We start from the raw sequence: 19,642 nt of genomic DNA, 5'->3' as shown, positions 1-19,642 counted from the left end.
CGTTGTAGCGGAGGAATGCGAATCGTGCGTGAACTCGGGCGGAGAGTCGGACGCGACTCAGGCCACGCGCAGTCCGCGCCGGCGGTGCACGGCCTCGGTGTAGCGCTGGGTGATCACCCGCGCGACGGCATCGTGCCGGGTGAGAGTTTCCGCGACCCGCACGTGCCCGAGACTCTCGGCCTCGGCGCAGGCGCGGTCCCACAGCAGTCCGGGGGCGAGGATCCACGGCGTCAGCACGACGGTGCGTGCGCCGCGGGAGGTGAGATCGGCGAGGGTCGTTCCGACCGACGGGCCGGTGGTGGCGAAGCACGCCGCGGCCTGCGTCCACGCCGTCCCGGCGAGGATGCGGGGCACGACGAGTTCTGTCGCCCGGTTCGCTTCGGGGCGCCGCGATCCCACCGCGCACACCGCGACACCGACGGACGGATCATCGACCGACACCCCCGTGGCCGTGATCAGGTCGCGAGCCGCGTCGACGAGGAGATCGTCGTCGCCGAGGATCGGCGAGCACAGCACCTCGAGCAACGGATGACGTTGCTGCGCCTCGTGCAACAGGGCCGGCAGATCGACCCGCGCGTGGAAGGCGCTGCCGAGCAGCAGTGGCACCACCGCGACCTGCCGATGCCCGTCCGCGGCGAGCGCGTCGAGGACCTGCCCGACCGAGGGGGTGTTCAGGTCCAGGAACGCGAGTCGCACGTCCAGACCGGGGTTCTCGGCCCGGACGGTGTCGAGCGCGGCAGCCACGGCCCGCGCCGAACGCGGGTCGCGGCTGCCGTGCGCGACGGCGACGAGCGGCATCATGCCGGGACGCGGTCCCCGAGCTCGATGTCGGCGAGTCCGTCGCCCACGAGACCCGCAGCCAGGGTGTTGCCCCCGGCCGGATCGATGAGCAGGAAGCTGCCGCTACGGCGGTTGACGCGGTAGTCGTCCGCGGCGATCGGCTCGGCCACACGCACCGTGATGCGCGCGATCTCGTTGAGCTCGATGCTGTCCGGGCTCGGGACGGAGGAGAGGTTCTGCTCGTCGAACCGCTCGTCGATCGTGCCGACGATGGCCTGCGTGGTGCGGGTGCCGTGCTTGAGCAGCAGCCGGGCGCCGGGACGCAGCGGCTTCTCGGCGAGCCAGCACACGGTGGCCTCGAACTCCGACAGCGGCTCGGGTGCCGCCTCCGGGGTGGCGATGATGTCGCCGCGGGAGACGTCGACGTCGTCGGCGAGCACCAGGGTCACCGACCGGCCGGCGTGCGCGACATCGAATGCGCCGTCGGCACTGTCGATGCGCTCGACGGTGGTGCGGACACCGGACGGCAGCACGACGACCTCGTCGCCGGGGCGCACGGAGCCTGCCGCGACCTGACCGGCGTAGCCGCGGTAGTCGGGGAACTCGGCGGTGCGGGGACGGATCACGTACTGCACCGGGAAGCGCAGACCGGTCTCGTGCCGGCCGTGCACGTCGGCGTCGACGGGGACCGACTCGAGGTACTCGATGAGGGTCGGGCCGTCGTAGTAGGGGGTGTTCTCGCTGCGCACCGCCACGTTGTCGCCGTGCAGCGCGGAGACAGGGATCTCCTGCACGTCCTCGGGGGCCCAGCCGAGCGAGCTCGTCAGTTCGCCGAACTCGGCGGAGATCTGCGCGAACACCGAGGCCGGATCCTCGACGAGGTCGATCTTGTTGACCGCGAGGACGAGCTTCGGCACACCGAGCAGGGCCAGCACGGCGGCGTGCTTACGGGTCTGCGAGACGACACCCTTGCGCGCGTCGACCAGCAGGACGACGAGCTGCGCTGTGGACGCACCCGACACCGTGTTGCGGGTGTACTGGACGTGACCCGGCGTGTCGGCCAGGACGAAGCTGCGCTTCGGCGTCGCGAAGTAGCGGTAGGCCACGTCGATGGTGATGCCCTGCTCACGCTCGGCGCGCAGGCCGTCGACGAGCAGCGACAGGTCGGGGGTGTCGAGGCCGCGGTCGACCGACGCGCGGGTGACGGCGTCGATCTGGTCGGCGAGTACGGACTTGGTGTCGTAGAGCAGCCGGCCCACCAGGGTGGACTTGCCGTCGTCGACCGAACCGGCGGTGGCGAGGCGCAGCAGCTGCGTGTCGCTCTGCACGCTCCGCTCGTGAAGGTCGCTCATGATCAGAAATAGCCCTCTCGCTTGCGGTCTTCCATCGCCGCTTCGGAAACCCGGTCGTCGCCGCGGGTGGCGCCGCGCTCGGTCAGTCGTGATGCCGCGACCTCGGCGAGGATCTCCTCGTTCGTGGAGGCCTCGGACAGGATCGCGCCGGTGGTCGATCCGTCGCCGACGGTGCGGTAGCGCACCGAACGCGTCTCGAGCTCTTCGCCTTCGGCCGGACCACCCCAGACACCCGGGGTCATCCACATGCCGTCGCGGCGGTAGACGGGGCGCTCGTGCGCGTAGTAGATGCTCGCCAGTTCGACGTTCTCGCGGGCGATGTAGCGCCAGATGTCGAGTTCGGTGAAGTTGCTCAGCGGGAAGACCCGCACGTGCTCACCCGGTGCGTGCTTCCCGTTGTACAGATTCCACAGCTCCGGACGCTGACGCTTCGGATCCCACTGACCGAATGCGTTGCGCAGCGAGAAGATCCGCTCCTTGGCGCGCGAACGCTCCTCGTCGCGGCGGCCGCCGCCGAAGACGGCGTCGAACCGGTTCTCCGAGATCGCGTCGAGCAGCGGCACGGTCTGCAGCGGGTTGCGGATGCCGTCGGGACGCTCGGTGAGCCGGCCGTCGGCGAGGTAGTCCTCGACGCTCGCGACGTGCAGTCGCAGGTTGTACTTCTCGACGACGTGGTCGCGGAACTCGAGGACCTCGGGGAGGTTGTGGCCGGTGTCGACGTGCAACAGCGCGAAGGGCAGCGGCGCGGGCCAGAACGCCTTGATCGCGAGGTGCAGCAGGACGGTGGAGTCTTTGCCTCCCGAGAACAGGATGACGGGGCGCTCGAACTCGCCCGCGACCTCGCGGAAGACGTGGATCGCTTCCGACTCGAGGGCGTCGAGGGTGTCGAAACGGTTGCCGTCCAGCAGCGTCCGGGTGTCGGTGGGATTCGTATCGGTGAGTGTCATGAGGCGTGCAACCCGCATTCGGTCTTGGCTCGGCCGGCCCAGCGCCCGCTGCGCGGATCGGCTCCGGGAAGTGGTTTGGTGGTGCACGGGGCGCACCCGATGGACGGGTAGCCCTCGTCGACGAGGGGATTGACGAGGATCCCGTGTTCGTCGATGTAGTTCTGCATGTCCTCGTCGGACCATGCCGCGATCGGATTGATCTTCACCAGTCCGAACGCGTCGTCGAACGAGATCAGCGGTGCGTTCGCGCGGGTGGGCGCCTCGACACGGCGGATGCCGGTCACCCAGGCGCGGTAGCCCTTCAGACTTTCCTTCAGCGGCACCACCTTGCGCAGGCGGCAGCACTCGTTCGGGTCGCGAGCGAACAGATCCTTGCCGAGCAGGGCGTCCTGCTCCGCGACGGACTGCTGCGCCCGGGCGTTGACGATGTTCACGCCGTACACCTGCTCCACCGCATCGCGCGTGCCGAGCGTCTCGGCGAAGTGGTAGCCGGTGTCGAGGAACAGCACGTCCACGCCGGGGCGCTGCTGCGCGGCCAGATGGACCAGGACACCGTCCTGCATGTTGGACGCGACGATGTACCCGCTACGTCCACCGTCGGTGGTGGGGGTACCGAAGGTCTCGTCCGTCCACCGCAGGAGTTCCTGCGCCGACGCACCTTCGAGTTCTGCCGCCCCCTGCGCGGCAATACTTCGGAGCTCGTCGATGTTCGTATCGATCGTCATCGCGTCCCTTCCCGATCCGTCTTCGTGTCGACCGCTGCAGCAGTGCCCGTCATCGCAGGTCTGCCTCCTCGGCGCGGACGACCCATTCGCCGAAGCGCTCGCCGGGCGTGCGCTCCTTGACGAAGGTGCGCACCACCCGCTCGATGTAGTCGCCGAGCTCGGCGCTGGTGACCTTGTGCTGGCGCAGCTTGCGTCCGAACTTCGCGTCGAAGCCCAGCGCACCGCCGAGGTGCACCTGGAAACCCTCGACCTGGTTGCCCTCACCGTCGTCGACGAGCTGACCCTTGAAGCCGATGTCGGCGATCTGGGAGCGCGCGCACGAGTTCGGGCAGCCGTTGATGTTGATCGTCACCGGGACGTCGAGCTGCGCGTTGATGTCGGCGAGACGCTCCTCGAGCTCGGGCACGAGAGCCTGCGAACGCTTGCGCGTCTCGACGAAGGACAGCTTGCAGAACTCGATTCCCGTGCACGCCATGAGGTTCTTGCGCCACGGCGACGGGGAAGCCGGCAGACCCAGCGCCTCGAGCTCGGTGACGAGCTGCTCGACCTTGTCGTCGGCCACGTCGAGCACGATCAGCTTCTGGTACGGGGTGAACCGGATCCGGTCCGAACCCGCACGCTCGGCGGCGTCGGCGACCTTCGACAGGATCGTGCCCGAGACACGACCGGCGATCGGCGCGACACCCACGGCGTTGAGGCCGTTGCGCAGCTTCTGGACACCGACGTGATCGATCGGACGCTCCGGTGCAGCCGGGGCCGGGCCGTCGATCAGCGGACGCTTCAGATATTCGGTCTCGAGCACCTCGCGGAACTTCTCGATGCCCCAGTCCTTGATGAGGAACTTCAGGCGTGCCTTGGACCGCAGCCGGCGGTAGCCGTAGTCGCGGAAGATCGCGACGACGCCTTCCCACACATCGGCGACCTCCTCGAGTGGCACCCACGCGCCGACCCGCTGCGCGAGCATCGGGTTGGTGGACAGACCGCCGCCGACCCACAGGTCGAAGCCGGGGCCGTGCTCGGGGTGCTCGACGCCGATGAAGGCGACGTCGTTGATCTCGTGCACGACGTCCTGCTGGCCGGAGATCGCGGTCTTGAACTTGCGCGGCAGGTTCGAGTACTCGGGGTTGCCGATGTAGCGGCTCACGATCTCGTCGATCGCCGGAGTGCCGTCGATGATCTCGTCGAGGGACTCACCGGCGAGCGGCGAACCGAGCACGACGCGGGGGCAGTCGCCGCACGCCTCGGTGGTCTTCAGACCGACCGATTCGAGACGACGCCAGATCTCCGGGACGTTCTCGACCTCGATCCAGTGGTATTGGACGTTCTCGCGATCGGACAGGTCGGCGGTGTCGCGACCGAATTCGGTGGAGATACCGGCGATCGTGCGCAGCTGCGCGAGATTCAGGGCGCCGGCGTCGCAGCGCACCCGCATCATGAAGTACTTCGCCTCGAGCAGGTCGATGTTCTCGTCACCGGTGTAGGTGCCGTCGTAGCCCTGCTCGCGCTGGGTGTACAGACCCCACCAGCGGAAGCGGCCGCGCAGATCGCTCTTGTCGATTCCGTCGAAACCGGTTTGCGCGTAGATGTTCTCGATGCGCTTGCGGACGTTGAGCGGGTTGTCGTCCTTCTTCGTCTGCTCGTTGGCGTTGAGCGGCTCGCGGTAACCGAGGGCCCACTGGCCCTCGGCGCGACGCTTGGCGGGACGCGCGCGGCGGGCGGGAGTGGCCGACTCGTCGGCGGGCGTGACGTCGGTGGTCGACGACATACAGGGTCTCCTGATATTCGCTGGAACCGGATCGACGAGCGCAGGAGGGGGCTGACCTCGTGCACGCATGCTTCGACCCGGCGGGATCTGGGATGTGCCGGGGAGTGCCGACTAGAGACAGTCGGCGCAGAGACAAGCGGCGCAAGGCAGACAACAGGATGCGCAGACGCGCTTGAAGTCGACGTGGCGTCGCGCCACGAGTCGCACTCCGTGTCCTGTCATGCGGACCATTGTGCCATGTCACCGGGGCGATTCCGAATTGCGGGCGGTATTTCCACCCGATTTTCGGGAAATGTCGAGGTAGGGGCGTCGCGCGCGGAACCGCCCTTCGGGTCTCTGGAACACTGGAGGGCGTGAACAGCACTGAGATCGGTCGACGCACCGGCACGGAAATCGGTATCGCGGGTCGTCCGGCCGGTCTCGAACTTCCCGCTTCGGCACTCGCCGGCGTGGGGACGCGACCGTTCGGCGTGTACGTGCACGTGCCCTTCTGCGCGACCCGCTGCGGCTACTGCGACTTCAACACCTACACGGCCGGGGAACTCGGCAGCGCGGCCTCGCCGCAGTCCTGGCTCGAGGGACTGCGCCGCGAACTCGACGCCGGTGCCCGGCTGCTGTCCGAGGCCGGACGACCGGCCCCCGCCGCCGAGACGGTCTTCGTCGGCGGCGGAACGCCCTCGCTGCTCGGCGCGGACGGTCTCGCGCAGGTACTCGACGCGATCCGCGACTCGTTCGGGCTCGCCCCCGGTGCCGAGGTGACCACCGAATCGAACCCGGAGTCGACCTCCACGGAGTTCTTCTCGTCGATCCGCGAGGCCGGATACACCCGCGTGTCGCTCGGCATGCAGTCCGCGGCGCCGCACGTGCTCGCGGTCCTCGACCGCACCCACACACCCGGGCGTCCCGTCGCGGCGGCGAAGGAAGCGCGCGCGGCCGGTTTCGGCCACGTCAACCTCGATCTGATCTACGGCACTCCCGGCGAGCGCGACGCCGACCTCGACGCCTCCCTCGACGCCGTGCTCGAAGCGGGGGTCGACCACGTCTCGGCGTACGCGCTCATCGTCGAGGACGGCACCGCCCTCGCCCGCCGTGTCCGTCGCGGCGAGCTGCCTGCCCCGGACGACGACGTGCTCGCATCGCGGTACGAGCGGATCGACGCGCGACTCGCCGACGCCGGGATGACCTGGTACGAGGTGTCCAACTGGGCGAAGGCCGACGATCCGTCGGCGCGCTGCGCCCACAACCTCGGTTACTGGGACGGCGGCGACTGGTGGGGCGCCGGGCCGGGCGCGCACAGCCATGTCGGCGGCGTGCGCTGGTGGAACGTCAAGCATCCGGCCCGCTACGCGTCGACCCTCGCCGACGGAGCCCTGCCCGTCGCGGGAAGCGAACATCTCACCACCGAGGACCGGCACACCGAACTCGTCATGCTCACCGTGCGGCTGCGCACGGGCCTGCCGTTGTCGGAGCTCGACGACGGTGAGCGCGTCGCGGCGGAGACGGTGGTCGCCGACGGGCTCGCCGTGGAGCGCGACGATCATCTCGTGCTGACCGACCGGGGCAGGCTGCTCGCCGACGCGGTGGTCCGCACCATCCTGCTCGGCGCGGACGACTGACCGTCCGGTCGCGTCACGCCGCTCCGACCGACCGGTCGCGTCATGCCGCTCCGATGCGCTCCGAGTCGTAGACCGACAGCCGCCCACGGTTCTCGACCACCGACACCCAGTGCTTCTCCGACTCGGTCCGGCCGCCGACGGTGACGAACGTCAGGGTGACGATCACACTCGACGCATCGCGGGGCTCCACGGCATCCACCGAGACGGACCGGATCGTCGGCCAGAACTCCTCGAACCCGGCCCGGCCGACCTTCCCCGCGTAGTAGGGATCGAACAACGCCCAGGCCTGTTCGGTGTCGTCCGGGAGCAACGCGTAGTAGCCCCGAACGAAGGTCTCCATACGCTCGAAACTCGGCGGTGCCTCCGACGAGGTCGGTTCGGGTGACGTCGATCCGGGTGAGGACGGCACGGCGGAGGGTGTCGAGGTCTCCGCCGGGAGTGGACTCGTGGCAACGGCGGACGGCGAGTCGCCGGTGTCCCGCCCGAGGACGAAGGCGAACACCGCCCCCACTGCGATCACCGCGGCGGCGACCGCGAGTGCCACGACCGCACCGCGGCGCGGTGCACGCGCCGGAGGTGGGGGAGGAGGCCCCATCGGGGGTCGGTTCGGGAAGGTCGGCGGGCCCGTCCAGCTCGACGGGTTCACCGCGGTCGGCGGGATCACCGCCGTAGGCGGCGGTCCGGGCTCGACCTTCCGGAGCGGGACCGGTGCTCTGCGCGGCGGCCGTCGGTCCATCGTGCTCCGGGCCAGATCCTCGGCGAGTTCACCGGCCCGGCGATACCGATCCTCGACCCGCTTGGCCATCCCACGTGCGACGACGCCGTCCAGCGCGGCAGGGAGGCCGGGCACGAGGTCGGTCGGACGCGGCGGCGGTTTCGTCAGATGGGAGGCGACGTGCTGGGCGGTGCTGTCGGTGGCGAACGGTGCTCGTCCGGTGAGGCACTGGAACAACACGCAGGTCAGCGCGTAAATGTCGGAACCCGGCCCGGATCGGCCGTCGAAGCGTTCCGGGGCCATGTAGGCGAGAGTGCCGATCGCCCCGGCCTCGCGCGTGAGCGCGGTCTGACCGTCGGCATGTGCGATCCCGAAGTCGATCAGATAGGTATGGCCGCTGGGGTGCAGCACGATGTTGGCCGGTTTGACGTCCCGGTGCACCAGTCCCGCATCGTGTGCGGCGTCGAGAGCCGCAGCGACCTGGCCGATCACGCGCACGGTGCGGTCGAGCGGCAGGGAACCTTCACGTCGTAGCACGGTGCCGAGATCCTCGCCCTCGAGCAGGGCCATGTCGATGTACAGCCGTCCGTCGATCTCACCGAAATTGTGGATCGGGACGATGTTCGGATGGCGGAGCTTGGAGACGGCCCGGGCCTCACGATCGAAACGCGCGCGGTATCCGGCGTCGTCGGCGAGTTCCGGCGGCAGGACCTTGACCGCGACCTGACGATCGGTGACCGAGTCGAATGCGCACCACACCTGACCCATCCCGCCCTGGCCGAGCCGGGTCTGCAGTTCGTAGCGGCCGAACGTCTCGCCCATGCCATTCCTTCCCGGTCGGTGTCCGAGAGCTCGGGCGGTCCGTCGGACGTCGGTCGAAACGGGGCGAATCCACCCCTGATCGGGCTATGCGGGAGACGGGCCCCGAACCTCGGCGCCCGGGTCGGGCACGCCACCGGGAATCAGCACGTCGTACTCGAAGACACGCACATGCAGCACCGGCCGGTTCCGCAGCGCGGACTGCACGGCACGGTGGAGCCCGTCCTCGAGGTACAGCACGCCCTGCCACTGGACGGCGTGTGGGAACAGATCGCCGTAGAAGGTCGAGTCCTCCGACAACAGCCGGTCGAGTTCGAGCACCTTCGTCGTCGTGACGATCTCGTCGAGGCGCACCTGGCGGGGCGGAATCCTCGACCAGTCGCGCAGAGACAGTCCGTGATCGGGATACGGTTTGCCGTCCCGGACGCCCTTGAAGATCATGCGGACACATTACGGGGGACGCGCCGACGGCGTCGCCTCCGGTTCGGGGTGGTGTCGCACACGTGCCCGACACCTTCGAGGTCGTCGCGCGATTAGACTGGCAGGGTACGGCCCCGAGAGGTGCAGTCCTGCAGGCGGCGGAAACGGAGGTGGCGGGTTGTCGAGTACCGAGGAGCGGAGATTCAAGGTCTTGCGCGCCATCGTGGCGGATTACGTGTCCACCAAGGAGCCGATCGGCTCCAAGACTCTCGTCGACCGGCACAACCTCGGTGTGTCCAGCGCCACGGTCCGTAACGACATGGCTGTGCTCGAAGCAGAGGGATACATCACACAGACCCACACGAGCTCGGGACGCGTGCCCACCGACAAGGGCTACCGCCAGTTCGTCGACAGGATCGCGGAGGTCAAACCGCTCTCGTCGGCCGAGCGCCGCGCGATCCTGCAGTTCCTCGAATCGGGCGTCGACCTGGACGACGTGCTGCGCCGCGCGGTGCGGTTGCTCGCGCAGCTCACCCGCCAGGTCGCGGTCGTGCAGTACCCGACGCTCTCGGCGTCGTCCGTGCGACATCTCGAGGTGGTCGGGCTGACACCGGCGCGGCTGCTGCTCGTGCTCATCACCGACTCGGGCCGCGTCGATCAGCGCATCGTCGAACTCGGCGACGTGATCGACGAGGACGGCCTGTCGCGGCTGCGTGAGCTGCTCGGTGGGGCATTGACGGGCAAGCGGCTCGCCGCGGCTTCCGTCGCGGTCACCGAGCTCGCCGACAACGCACCGGACGATCTGCGCGACGCGCTCATCCGGTGCACCACCGTGCTGGTGGAGACCCTCGTCGAGCACCCCGAGGAGCGTCTCGTGCTCGGAGGCACCGCCAATCTCACCCGTAACGCCGCCGACTTCGACGGCCACGGGATAGTGCCGGGTTCGTTGCGCACGGTCCTCGAAGCCCTCGAGGAGCAGGTCGTGGTGCTCAAACTGCTCGCGTCCAGCCAGGACGCCGGCCGGGTCACCGTCCGCATCGGTGAGGAGACCCAGTTCGAGGAGATGCGCACCACCTCGGTCGTGTCCACCGGTTACGGGGCCGCGGGTACGGTCTTCGGTGGTCTGGGGGTGCTCGGCCCCACCCGGATGGACTATCCGGGAACCATCGCATCGGTCGCCACCGTTGCGAGATATATCGGTGAGGTGCTCGGCGAACGCTGAGCACCGTCCATTTTGCTCTGTAGAACGACGTAAGGACGAGAACCAAACGTGGCACGGGACTACTACGGGACGCTCGGCGTGTCCAAGAACGCGACCGACCAGGAGATCAAACGGGCGTACCGCAAGTTGGCGCGCGAGCACCACCCGGATGTGAACCCCGACGAGTCGGCGCAGAAGCGTTTCCAGGAGATCTCGGCCGCCTACGAGGTGCTGTCGGATCCCGAGAAGCGACGCATCGTCGACCTCGGCGGCGACCCGCTCGAACCCGGTGGCGGCGGTGCGGGCGGCTTCGGCGGCGCCGGCTTCGGTGGTGGCCTCGGCGACGTCTTCGAGGCGTTCTTCGGTGGCGGCGCCGGCGGTTCCCGCGGGCCGCGCGGCCGCGTCCAGCCCGGCGCCGACTCGCTGCTCCGCACCCGCCTGACCCTCGAGGAATGCGCTCGCGGCGTCACCAAGACGGTCACGGTCGACACCGCGATCCTGTGCGACGCGTGCACCGGTTCCGGCACCCACGGCGACTCGAAGCCCGTGCGCTGCGAGACCTGCGGCGGTGCCGGCGAGGTCCAGTCCGTCCAGCGTTCCTTCCTCGGCCAGGTCATGACCTCCCGACCGTGCCCCACCTGTCGCGGTGTCGGCGAGACGATCCCGGATCCCTGCCGCAAGTGCGGCGGCGACGGCCGCGTGCGTGCCCGCCGCGAGATCACCGTCAAGGTGCCCGCCGGTGTCGGCAACGGGATGCGCATCCGCCTTGCTGCCCAGGGCGAGGTCGGTCCCGGCGGCGGTCCTGCCGGCGATCTCTACGTCGAGGTGCTCGAACAGCAGCACGAGGTCTTCGTGCGCGACGGCGACGACCTGCACTGCACCATCCGCGTGCCCATGGTCGACGCTGCGCTCGGCACCAAGGTGACGGTCGAGACCATCCTCGACGGCCCCACCGAGATCACCATCGATCCCGGTACCCAGCCCGGTTCGATCTCGGTGCTGCGCGGCCACGGCATGCCGAAACTGCGCTCGGGTACGCGCGGCGACCTGCACGCGCATCTCGAGGTCGTGGTGCCGAGCAAGCTCGATCACAAGCAGACGAAGCTGCTCGAGGACTTGCGCCGGCACAGCGACCGGGAGCACGTCGAGGTCGTGACCACGGGTTCGCAGAACACCGGCGGCCTGTTCTCGCGCCTGCGCGACGCGTTCAGCGCCCGCTAGGTCGCTCGGGTGGCCGCGACACTGTTCTACCTCGATCCGCTGCCCGACGAGGGGCGGACGGCCGTGCTCGACGGCAAGGAGGGCCGGCACGCCGCCACGGTGCGCCGCATCGCGGTCGGCGAGCGGCTCGTGTTGTCCGACGGTGCCGGTGAAGTCGCCGACGTCGAGGTCACGGCGGTGGCGAAGGACCGGCTCGAAGCGCTCGTGCTCGGTCGTCGCGTCGTCGACCCGCCGCGTCCGAGCGTGACCGTCGTGCAGGCGCTGCCGAAATCCGATCGGTCCGAACTCGCCGTCGAACTGGCCACCGAGGCCGGCGCCGACGAATTCGTGCCGTGGCAGTCGGCGCGCTGCGTCGCCCGGTGGGATGCCAAAGCGGACAAGGGTGTTGCCAAGTGGCAGGCGGTCGCGACGTCCGCGGCGAAGCAGTCGCGGCGTGCGCACGTGCCGACGGTCGCCGGGTTGCACCGCACACCCGAGGTCGTCGCCCGGGTCCGCTCGGCCGTCGAGCGCGGCGACGTCGTCGCGGTGCTCCACGAATCCGCCACGATTCCCTTCGCCGATCTGCCGGTGCGCGACGCCGATTCGCTGACGCTGATCGTCGGTCCCGAAGGCGGACTCGACGACGCGGAGGTCGAGGCGCTCGTCGACGCGGGAGCGGTGGCGGTCGGTCTCGGCCCCACGGTGCTGCGCACCTCGACCGCCGCGGCCGTCGCACTCGGCGCGATCGGTGTGTTGACCGACCGGTGGCGTACCAGGCCGTTGCACTGAGGGACCGCTTGCGGGTCCTGACCATGTGCTGAGGGACCGCTTGCGGGTCCCGACCGTCTGTACTGAGGGACCGCTTGCGGGTCCCAATCATCTGTATCGAAGGAATTCCGCTCTTGGCTCGTACGAAGATCGCCTACGGCACCCACTCGCAGCAGTTCGGGCACGTCTTCCTGCCCGACCCCGAGGCGGTGGCGGGGCCCGTTCCCGTCGTCATGGTCGTCCACGGCGGTTCGTGGCACGGCCGATACCAGCTCACCCTCGGCACGGCGCTGTCCGCGGAACTCGCGCGTCGCGGGGTGGTGGCGTGGAACGTCGAGTACCGGCGTCTCGACGCCGGTGGCGCGTGGGACGAGATGTCCACCGATGTGGTCGCGGCGTACGAGACGATCTTCAGCGAGGTCGTTCCGCTCGCGCAGCGCGGCGGTGTCGAGGTCGATCTGGACCGTGTGCGGCTCGTCGGTCACTCGGCGGGAGGCCAGCTGGCGGTGTGGCTCGCGGGTGAGAGCACGTCGGTGCGACCGGAATTCGTGGTCTCGCAGGCGGGTGCGCTCGATCTCGTCACCGCGGGTGAGCGTGGTCGTCGCGTGGAGGCGTTCGAGGCGCTCTTCGGGGCGTCCTACGCGGATGCACCCGAGCGTTACCGGTCTGCCTCACCGACGCACCGGCAGCCGATCGGTGTGCCGGTCGCGGTGCTGCACGGCACCGCCGACGAGCAGGTGCCGGTGAGTGTCGCGCACCGTTACGTCGACGCGGCCGACGCGGCGGGGGATCCGGTGTCGCTGGAACTGTTCGACGGCGAGGATCACGTCGCCTTCCTGAACCGGACCACCCGTGCCTGGGAGCGATCGCTCGACCTGCTCACCGCTCGGTCAGTTGCCGATCTCGGCCTCGCTGCGGGTGCGGGTGTGGAGTCCGCGGGGGAGTAGCGCGGTGACCGCCGCGGCGCCGACGAGCAGGACGATGCCGGCGACGAGGCTCGCGGACGAGATCGCCTCGGCGAACGCTGCGGAGGACGCGTCGAGCAGCGGTTGTGCGTACGACGCCGCGAACGGGTTCGCCGCGAGTTCTTCCGCGACGATCGCCGCGCCGCCCACCGAATCGCCGGCCGCCTCGATCGCCATCGCGGCCTGATCGGCCATCGGGCCCGTCAGGTCCGCGAGCGGCAATCCGTCGAGGAAGCCGGAGATCTCGCGGTGATAAGTGGTGGCGAGGATCGAGCCGAGCACAGCGATGCCCAGCGAACCGCCGAATTCCACTGCGGTGTCGTTCAACCCGCCGGCCGCTCCGAGATCGGAGTCGGGGAAGCCGCCCATGATCAGGTCGGTGGACGGGGGTGTGGCCAGGCCGATGCCCAGTCCGAGCAGCAGCAACGAGATCAGGAAGGGCGTGAAACCGGAGGCGCCGTCCGTGACGGTCAAGGTGAGGATGCCTGCCGCAGCGGCGACCATGCCCGTGCCTACGAGGATCCGCGCGCCGAGACGGGGTGCGAGCCGACCGCTCAGTGCCGCGCCGAGCGAGACCGTCACCGCGAGGGGAAGCAGACGCAGGCCGGTCTCGAGCGGGCCGTAACCGAGCACGAACTGGAACTGCTGCGCGACGAAATAGATGGCGCCGAAGGCGACGAGGAAGAGCAGCAACACCGACACGCACGCACCGCCGACGGTCCGGTCCGCGATCCGGCGCACGTCCAGCAGCGGCCGGGGGTGGCGAAGTTCCCACACCACGAAGAGAACCGCGGCGATCACCGAGCCGATCGAGGTGGCGATCACGCCGGTGCCCCAACCGAAGTGGAACCCCTCGATGATCGCGTAGACGATTCCGCCGAGTGCAGCGACCGACAGGGCGCCGCCGACCCAGTCGGTGCGGGTGAGATCGTCGGCCTTCGAGGCCGGCACGAGGATCAGGGCCGCGATCGCGGCGAATGCCGCGATCGGCACGTTGATGAGGAAGGTCGAACCCCACGAGTTCGATTCGAGGAGCCATCCGGCGAGCAGGGGACCGAGCGCGATGGCGAGTCCGGACGTGGCCGCCCAGGCTGCGATCGCGCGGGCACGCTCGTGCACGGGGAACATCGCGACGAGCAGCGACAGTGTCGCGGGCATGATCACGGCGGCGCCCACGCCCATGACGATGCGCGCGACGATCACGTCGCCGGCGCTGTCGGCGAACGAGCCGTAGATCGCGCCGGCGGCGAAGGCGACCAGGCCCGCCAGCAACGCGCGGCGTCGTCCGTACCGGTCGCCGAGCACGCCGAACAGCAGCATCAGCGCGGCGTAGGGGACGGTGTAGCCGTCGATGATCCACTGCATGTCGGCGCTGGTGAGCTGCAGGTCGCGCAGCATGCCGGGGGCGGCGACGATGAGCGAGGTGTTGGCCATCACGACGATGAGCAGGCTCAGGCACAGCACCGCCAGCCCGGCCCAGCGCAGCCGGTAGGGTTCCTTCGCTGCGGTCCCTCCTGCGGCGGTGACGGCAGTGGTCATGGGTTCTCCTCGGGTGCGACACGGGCCGGGACCGGAGCCCCGATCTACACGGTGGTGTGCAAGTTACGCAGCTGCACATTGGTGTGCAACTAAAATGAAAGACAGATCACAGTCGGCGGAAGAGGACGAGAACGTGGAGAACTCGGTCACACGACCGCGAACCCGATTCAATGCGAACCGCATGCGCATACTCGACGCTGCGGTGATGTGCTTTGCGGCCGACCCCGACGCGAGCATGGACGATGTCGCGAAGGCCGCGGGTGTCGTCCGCCGCACCGTCTACGCGCACTTCCCCAACCGGGAAGCCCTCGTCGAGGGGATCGTCGACGACGCCTCGACCGCGCTCGCCGAGGCTCTCGACCATCCCGAGCCGGACGATCCCGCGGTCGCGCTCGCGGTCGTGGCGTTGCGGACCTGGCCGATCGGCGACCGTTACCGCGTGCTGCTCTCGTTCGCGCGCAAGGAGATGGGAGAGCAGCGCATCGCCGAACTGGTCTCCCCGGTGCGCTCGCGTGTCCTCGGACATGTCGACCGCGGCCTCGCGCAGGGTCAGTTCTCCGACTACCTTCCTGCGCCCGTGCTCGTGGGGATGATGGAAGGCCTGACGATGGCCACGCTCGAGCAGGCCAATCTGGGGCTGGTGGACGACTCCGGCGACACGATCGTCCTGGGCAATCTCGTGCTCGGCGGGGTCTCGCCCGACCGGGCACCCGGGATCCTCGCGGAGGCACGGCGGTGGCTCATGGAGGCCGGCTCGGGCGAAGGTGGAACCGAACCCCGCTGAAACTCGCTGTTGCGGGAGGGTGTGCCTCGTCCGGCGCTAGACTGGCACGAACACGACGACCGTCGTGCAGGAGCCGAACCGAAAGCAGGACGTACCGTCCACGTGAGTGAACCAGACCGACCCCACGAGCCCGCCGAATTCGAACCGACCACGGTCAAATCGAGCCTCGACCTCCCCTCGGAGGCCGCAGCGCCCCTGCTCGGAGCCGCGGACGAGAATCTGATCGCCCTCGAAGCCCTCCTGGCGGCGGACATCCACGTGCGGGGCAACACCGTCACGCTGACCGGAGCGCCCGCCGACGTCGCCCTCGCGGAACGTGCGCTCGCCGAGCTCGTCACCATCGTCCGTCGCGGACAATCGCTCGCGCCCGACGCCGTGCGTCGCACCGTGGGCATGCTCACCCAGGGGCTCTCCGAGTCGCCGGCCGACGTCCTCAGCCTCGACATCCTGTCGCGGCGCGGGAAGACGATCCGGCCCAAGACCCTGAACCAGAAACGGTACGTCGACGCCATCGACGCGCACACCATCGTCTTCGGTGTCGGACCGGCCGGTACGGGCAAGACCTATCTCGCCATGGCGAAGGCCGTGCAGGCCCTGCAGACCAAGCAGGTCAACCGCATCATCCTCACGCGTCCCGCCGTCGAGGCAGGGGAGCGGCTCGGCTTCCTGCCGGGCACCCTGCACGAGAAGATCGACCCGTATCTGCGTCCGCTGCACGACGCGCTGCACGACATGATGGATCCCGAAGCGATCCCGAAGCTCATGCAGGCCGGGGTCATCGAAGTCGCGCCCCTCGCATATATGCGTGGTCGCACCCTGAACGATGCCTTCATCATCCTCGACGAGGCGCAGAACACCACCGCCGAGCAGATGAAGATGTTCCTCACGCGCCTGGGCTTCGGCTCCAAGATCGTCGTGACCGGCGACATCACGCAGATCGACCTGCCCGGCGGTGCCCGTTCGGGTCTCGCCGCTGCCACCGAGATCCTCGACGGCATCGACGACATCCACATCGCGCGACTCGACAGCAGCGACGTCGTGCGGCACCGGCTCGTCTCCGACATCGTCGACGCCTACAGCCGTTTCGAGGCCACCACCCGCGACGGCGACGGGATCCCCGGCAACCGCGCCCAGCGTCGCGCGCAGCGGGTGCAGCGTCGATGAACATCCTTGTAGATCAACCGAATACCGTCGTGCAGAAGGAACTCCAGTCATGAGCATCGAGATCTCGAACGAATCGGGAATGGACGTCTCGGAGGAGGAACTCCTCGACGTCGCCCGCTTCGTGATCGCCCGGATGGATGTGCATCCGGCGGCGGAGTTGTCGATGGTGCTCGTGGATCTCGACACCATGGCCGATCTGCACGTTCGGTGGATGGACCTGCCCGGCCCCACCGACGTGATGTCGTTCCCCATGGACGAACTCGAACCCGGCGGCCGCCCCGACGCTCCCGAACCGGGACCGTCGATGCTCGGCGACATCGTGCTGTGTCCGCAGTTCGCCGCCGACCAGGCCGCGAAGGCCGGTCACCCGGTGGCCCACGAACTCGCCCTGCTCACCGTGCACGGCATGCTCCACCTCCTCGGCTACGACCACGCCGAACCGGAGGAGGAGAAGGAGATGTTCGGCCTGCAGAACCAGCTCCTCGCCGAGTGGTACGAGGAGATCCGCCGGGCCGAGCACGAGGCGCGGCTCGCCGCCCGCGACCGGAAGTTGCTGGGCAAGGCCGGTTTCGTCGACACCCCCGAATCATGAGCGGCGACAGTACGAGCCATCGTGATCGGACGACACCGATCGAGGGAGTGACGATCGCGTGAGTACCGTGCCCCTCGTCGTCCTGGCGGTCGTCCTGGTGGTGCTCGGAGGCCTGTTCGCCGCCGTCGATTCCGCGCTCAACACCGTATCCGCGGCGCGCGCCGAGGAACTCGCGAAAGAGGGCCGTCCCAGTGCGCGCCGCCTGCTCGGGCTGCTCGACGATCGGCCCCGCTACGTCAATCTGACGGTGCTGCTGCGCATCCTCTGCGAGATCACCGCCACCGTCGTGCTCGTCGGTGCGTTGCTCGCCGTGCTCGACCGCACGTGGGCGCTCGTCGTGGGCGCTGCGGTGATGGTCATCGTCGACTACGTCGTCATCGGTGTCGGTCCGCGCACGCTCGGACGCCAGCACGCGTACCCGATCGCGCTCGCCGCCACCGGACCGCTGCGGATACTCGGTGTCCTGCTCGGTCCGATCAGCCGGATCCTCATCAGCGTCGGCAATGCGGTCACGCCCGGTCGCGGTTTCCGGAACGGTCCGTTCTCCAACGAGATCGAGCTGCGCGAACTGGTCGACCTCGCTCAGGAAAGCGGAGTCGTAGCCGACGAGGAACGCCGGATGATCCAGTCGGTGTTCGACTTCGGCGACACCACGGCCCGCGAGATCATGGTTCCGCGCCCCGAGATGGTGTGGATCGAGGAGACCAAGACAGCCGGTCAGGCCACCTCGCTCGCCGTCCGCAGCGGGCACTCCCGGATCCCGGTGATCGGCGAGAACGTCGACGACATCCGCGGTGTCGTCTACCTCAAGGATCTCGTCCAGCAGACCTACTACCACCGCGACGGTGGGCGCAGCGTCTCCGTCGCCGACGTCATGCGGCCGGCGGTCTTCGTGCCGGATTCGAAGCGCCTCGACGACCTGCTCGCCGACATGCAGCGCGACCGCAACCACATGGCGGTCCTCGTCGACGAATACGGCGGCATCGCCGGCCTCGTGACGATCGAGGACGTCATCGAGGAGATCGTCGGAGAGATTGCCGACGAGTACGACACCGGGGAGATCCCCGACGTCGAGGAACTCGGCGACGACACCTACCGCGTCTCCGCGCGACTTCCCGTCGAGGACCTCGGCGAACTGTTCGACATCGACATCGAGGACGACGAGGTCGACACCGTCGGCGGACTCCTCGGCTACGAACTCGGCCGAGTTCCTCTGCCGGGTGCGGAGGTACGGACCCACGGCCTGCTGCTCCGCGGCGAGGGCGGACCGGACGTCCGCGGGCGGGTGCGTGTGAGCACCGTCTTCGTGCAGCGCGCGACACCCGAAGAAGAACCCACCGATACCGATACGGCCACCACCGAGGAGCATGCATGACCGACACCGACTTCCGTTCCGGCTTCATCTGTTTCGTCGGCCGGCCCAACACCGGGAAGTCGACGCTCACGAATGCACTCGTCGGCAGCAAGATCGCGATCACCTCGTCGCGCCCGCAGACCACCCGTCACACCATCCGCGGCATCGTCCACCGCGACAACGCCCAGCTCATCCTGGTGGACACCCCGGGACTGCACCGCCCGCGCACCCTGCTCGGCCAGCGGCTGAACGATCTGGTGCAGGACACCTACTCCGAGGTCGACGCGATCGGCATGTGCTTCCCCGCCGACGAGAAGATCGGCCCCGGCGACCGCTGGATCCTCGAGCAGGTGCGCCACATGGCGCCGAAGACCCCGGTCATCGGCATCGTCACGAAGATCGACAAGGTGGGCAAACAGCAGGTCGCCGCGCAGTTGCTCGCCGTGTCGAAACTCCTCGGCGAGAACTGCGAGGTCGTGCCGGTCTCCGCGGCCTCGGGTGAGCAGGTCGAGGTCCTCGTCGACGTCCTCGTCTCGCACATGGAGCCCGGACCGGCCTTCTATCCCGACGGCGAGCTCACCGACGAGCCGGAGGAGACCCTGATGGCCGAGCTCATCCGCGAGGCCGCCCTCGAAGGTCTCGGCGACGAGCTGCCCCACTCGCTCGCCGTTGTGATCGAGGAGATCACCGAACGTGAGGGTCGCACCGAGAAGCAGGGCGAAATGCTCGACGTGCACGCCCTGCTCTACGTCGAGCGGCCGAGCCAGAAGGGCATCGTCATCGGCAAGGGGGGTGCGCGGCTGCGCGAGGTGGGCACCGCCGCACGCACCCAGATCGAGAAGCTCCTCGGCGTGAAGATCTACCTCGACCTGCACGTGAAGGTCGCGAAGGACTGGCAGCGAGATCCCAAACAGCTGGGCCGTCTGGGATTCTGAC

18 protein-coding genes are annotated in these 19,642 nt (G+C 68.9%); 10 read left to right on the top strand and 8 right to left on the bottom strand.

The window, feature by feature from the left end:
* Positions 1-57 precede the first annotated feature (57 nt).
* From ACWPOC_RS16650 to ACWPOC_RS16630, 5 genes are read right to left on the bottom strand one after another with little or no spacing between them, the layout of a single operon-like run.
* Positions 58-801 (bottom strand): sirohydrochlorin chelatase, encoded by a 744-nt coding sequence (locus ACWPOC_RS16650; protein ID WP_120279712.1) that lies wholly within the window; start codon positions 799-801, stop codon positions 58-60.
* Complete coding sequence (locus ACWPOC_RS16645) at positions 798-2,132, bottom strand: sulfate adenylyltransferase subunit 1 (protein ID WP_120279711.1); 1,335 nt, start codon at positions 2,130-2,132, stop codon at positions 798-800. The genes ACWPOC_RS16650 and ACWPOC_RS16645 overlap by 4 nt, the downstream gene beginning before the upstream one ends.
* A 2-nt stretch (positions 2,133-2,134) precedes the next feature.
* Positions 2,135-3,079, bottom strand: coding sequence for a sulfate adenylyltransferase subunit CysD (gene cysD / locus ACWPOC_RS16640; RefSeq protein WP_088897210.1), 945 nt, complete (start codon positions 3,077-3,079; stop codon positions 2,135-2,137).
* Positions 3,076-3,804, bottom strand: a complete 729-nt coding sequence (locus tag ACWPOC_RS16635) for a phosphoadenylyl-sulfate reductase (protein ID WP_016695466.1) — start codon at positions 3,802-3,804, stop codon at positions 3,076-3,078. The genes cysD and ACWPOC_RS16635 overlap by 4 nt, the downstream gene beginning before the upstream one ends.
* Positions 3,805-3,853: 49 nt before the next feature.
* Entirely contained in the window at positions 3,854-5,569 is a 1,716-nt protein-coding gene (locus ACWPOC_RS16630; RefSeq protein ID WP_120279710.1) for a nitrite/sulfite reductase, read from the bottom strand.
* Positions 5,570-5,961: 392 nt separating this feature from the next.
* Between ACWPOC_RS16630 and hemW the strand changes: the two genes are divergently transcribed.
* Positions 5,962-7,185 carry a radical SAM family heme chaperone HemW gene (gene hemW, locus ACWPOC_RS16625; RefSeq protein WP_455409034.1) on the top strand — a complete coding sequence of 408 codons (1,224 nt, stop codon included), beginning with the start codon at positions 5,962-5,964 and terminating at the stop codon, positions 7,183-7,185.
* A 40-nt stretch (positions 7,186-7,225) separates the two neighbouring features.
* On the opposite strand, the gene ACWPOC_RS16620 is transcribed toward hemW, so the two are convergent.
* Together ACWPOC_RS16620 and ACWPOC_RS16615 are read right to left on the bottom strand one after the other, a co-directional pair.
* Positions 7,226-8,722, bottom strand: coding sequence for a serine/threonine-protein kinase (locus tag ACWPOC_RS16620; RefSeq protein ID WP_455408989.1), 1,497 nt, complete (start codon positions 8,720-8,722; stop codon positions 7,226-7,228).
* Between the two features lie 84 nt (positions 8,723-8,806).
* On the bottom strand, positions 8,807-9,160 hold the full coding sequence (locus ACWPOC_RS16615) for a type II toxin-antitoxin system VapB family antitoxin (protein ID WP_060651486.1): 354 nt from the start codon (positions 9,158-9,160) through the stop codon (positions 8,807-8,809).
* 157 nt (positions 9,161-9,317) lie between these two features.
* Here ACWPOC_RS16615 and hrcA point away from each other — a divergent pair, with 157 nt between their 5' ends.
* From hrcA to ACWPOC_RS16595, 4 genes are all read left to right on the top strand, one after another.
* Positions 9,318-10,361, top strand: a complete 1,044-nt coding sequence (gene hrcA / locus ACWPOC_RS16610) for a heat-inducible transcriptional repressor HrcA (RefSeq protein WP_088897214.1) — start codon at positions 9,318-9,320, stop codon at positions 10,359-10,361.
* Between the two features lie 48 nt (positions 10,362-10,409).
* Positions 10,410-11,561 (top strand): molecular chaperone DnaJ, encoded by a 1,152-nt coding sequence (gene dnaJ / locus ACWPOC_RS16605; RefSeq protein ID WP_088897215.1) that lies wholly within the window; start codon positions 10,410-10,412, stop codon positions 11,559-11,561.
* A 9-nt stretch (positions 11,562-11,570) separates the two neighbouring features.
* Complete coding sequence (locus ACWPOC_RS16600; RefSeq protein ID WP_455408988.1) at positions 11,571-12,329, top strand: 16S rRNA (uracil(1498)-N(3))-methyltransferase; 759 nt, start codon at positions 11,571-11,573, stop codon at positions 12,327-12,329.
* Positions 12,330-12,442: 113 nt separating this feature from the next.
* A complete protein-coding gene (locus ACWPOC_RS16595; protein WP_455408987.1) occupies positions 12,443-13,255 on the top strand; it encodes an alpha/beta hydrolase family protein in 813 nt (270 codons plus the stop codon).
* Here the strand turns inward: ACWPOC_RS16595 and ACWPOC_RS16590 are convergent.
* Positions 13,199-14,812 carry an MFS transporter gene (locus ACWPOC_RS16590; protein WP_455408986.1) on the bottom strand — a complete coding sequence of 538 codons (1,614 nt, stop codon included), beginning with the start codon at positions 14,810-14,812 and terminating at the stop codon, positions 13,199-13,201. The genes ACWPOC_RS16595 and ACWPOC_RS16590 overlap by 57 nt on opposite strands.
* 181 nt (positions 14,813-14,993) lie before the next feature.
* On the opposite strand from ACWPOC_RS16590, the gene ACWPOC_RS16585 reads away from it, so the two are divergent.
* The 5 genes from ACWPOC_RS16585 (at position 14,994) to era (ending at position 19,641) form a co-directional block, all read left to right on the top strand.
* Positions 14,994-15,596 (top strand): TetR/AcrR family transcriptional regulator, encoded by a 603-nt coding sequence (locus ACWPOC_RS16585; protein ID WP_455408985.1) that lies wholly within the window; start codon positions 14,994-14,996, stop codon positions 15,594-15,596.
* A 102-nt stretch (positions 15,597-15,698) separates the two neighbouring features.
* Positions 15,699-16,760 carry a PhoH family protein gene (locus ACWPOC_RS16580; RefSeq protein WP_016691337.1) on the top strand — a complete coding sequence of 354 codons (1,062 nt, stop codon included), beginning with the start codon at positions 15,699-15,701 and terminating at the stop codon, positions 16,758-16,760.
* A 49-nt stretch (positions 16,761-16,809) separates the two neighbouring features.
* Positions 16,810-17,352, top strand: coding sequence for an rRNA maturation RNase YbeY (ybeY, locus tag ACWPOC_RS16575; RefSeq protein WP_006554478.1), 543 nt, complete (start codon positions 16,810-16,812; stop codon positions 17,350-17,352).
* A 58-nt stretch (positions 17,353-17,410) separates the two neighbouring features.
* Positions 17,411-18,727, top strand: a complete 1,317-nt coding sequence (locus ACWPOC_RS16570; RefSeq protein ID WP_229565086.1) for a hemolysin family protein — start codon at positions 17,411-17,413, stop codon at positions 18,725-18,727.
* Entirely contained in the window at positions 18,724-19,641 is a 918-nt protein-coding gene (era, locus tag ACWPOC_RS16565; protein ID WP_024101353.1) for a GTPase Era, read from the top strand. The genes ACWPOC_RS16570 and era overlap by 4 nt, the downstream gene beginning before the upstream one ends.
* The last annotated feature ends 1 nt before the right edge of the window (position 19,642 follow it).

Source organism: Rhodococcus sp. 5G237, from assembly GCF_053764735.1.
The sequence above is the reverse complement of the archived record's forward strand: the minus strand, read 5'-3'. Positions and strand labels throughout refer to the sequence as shown.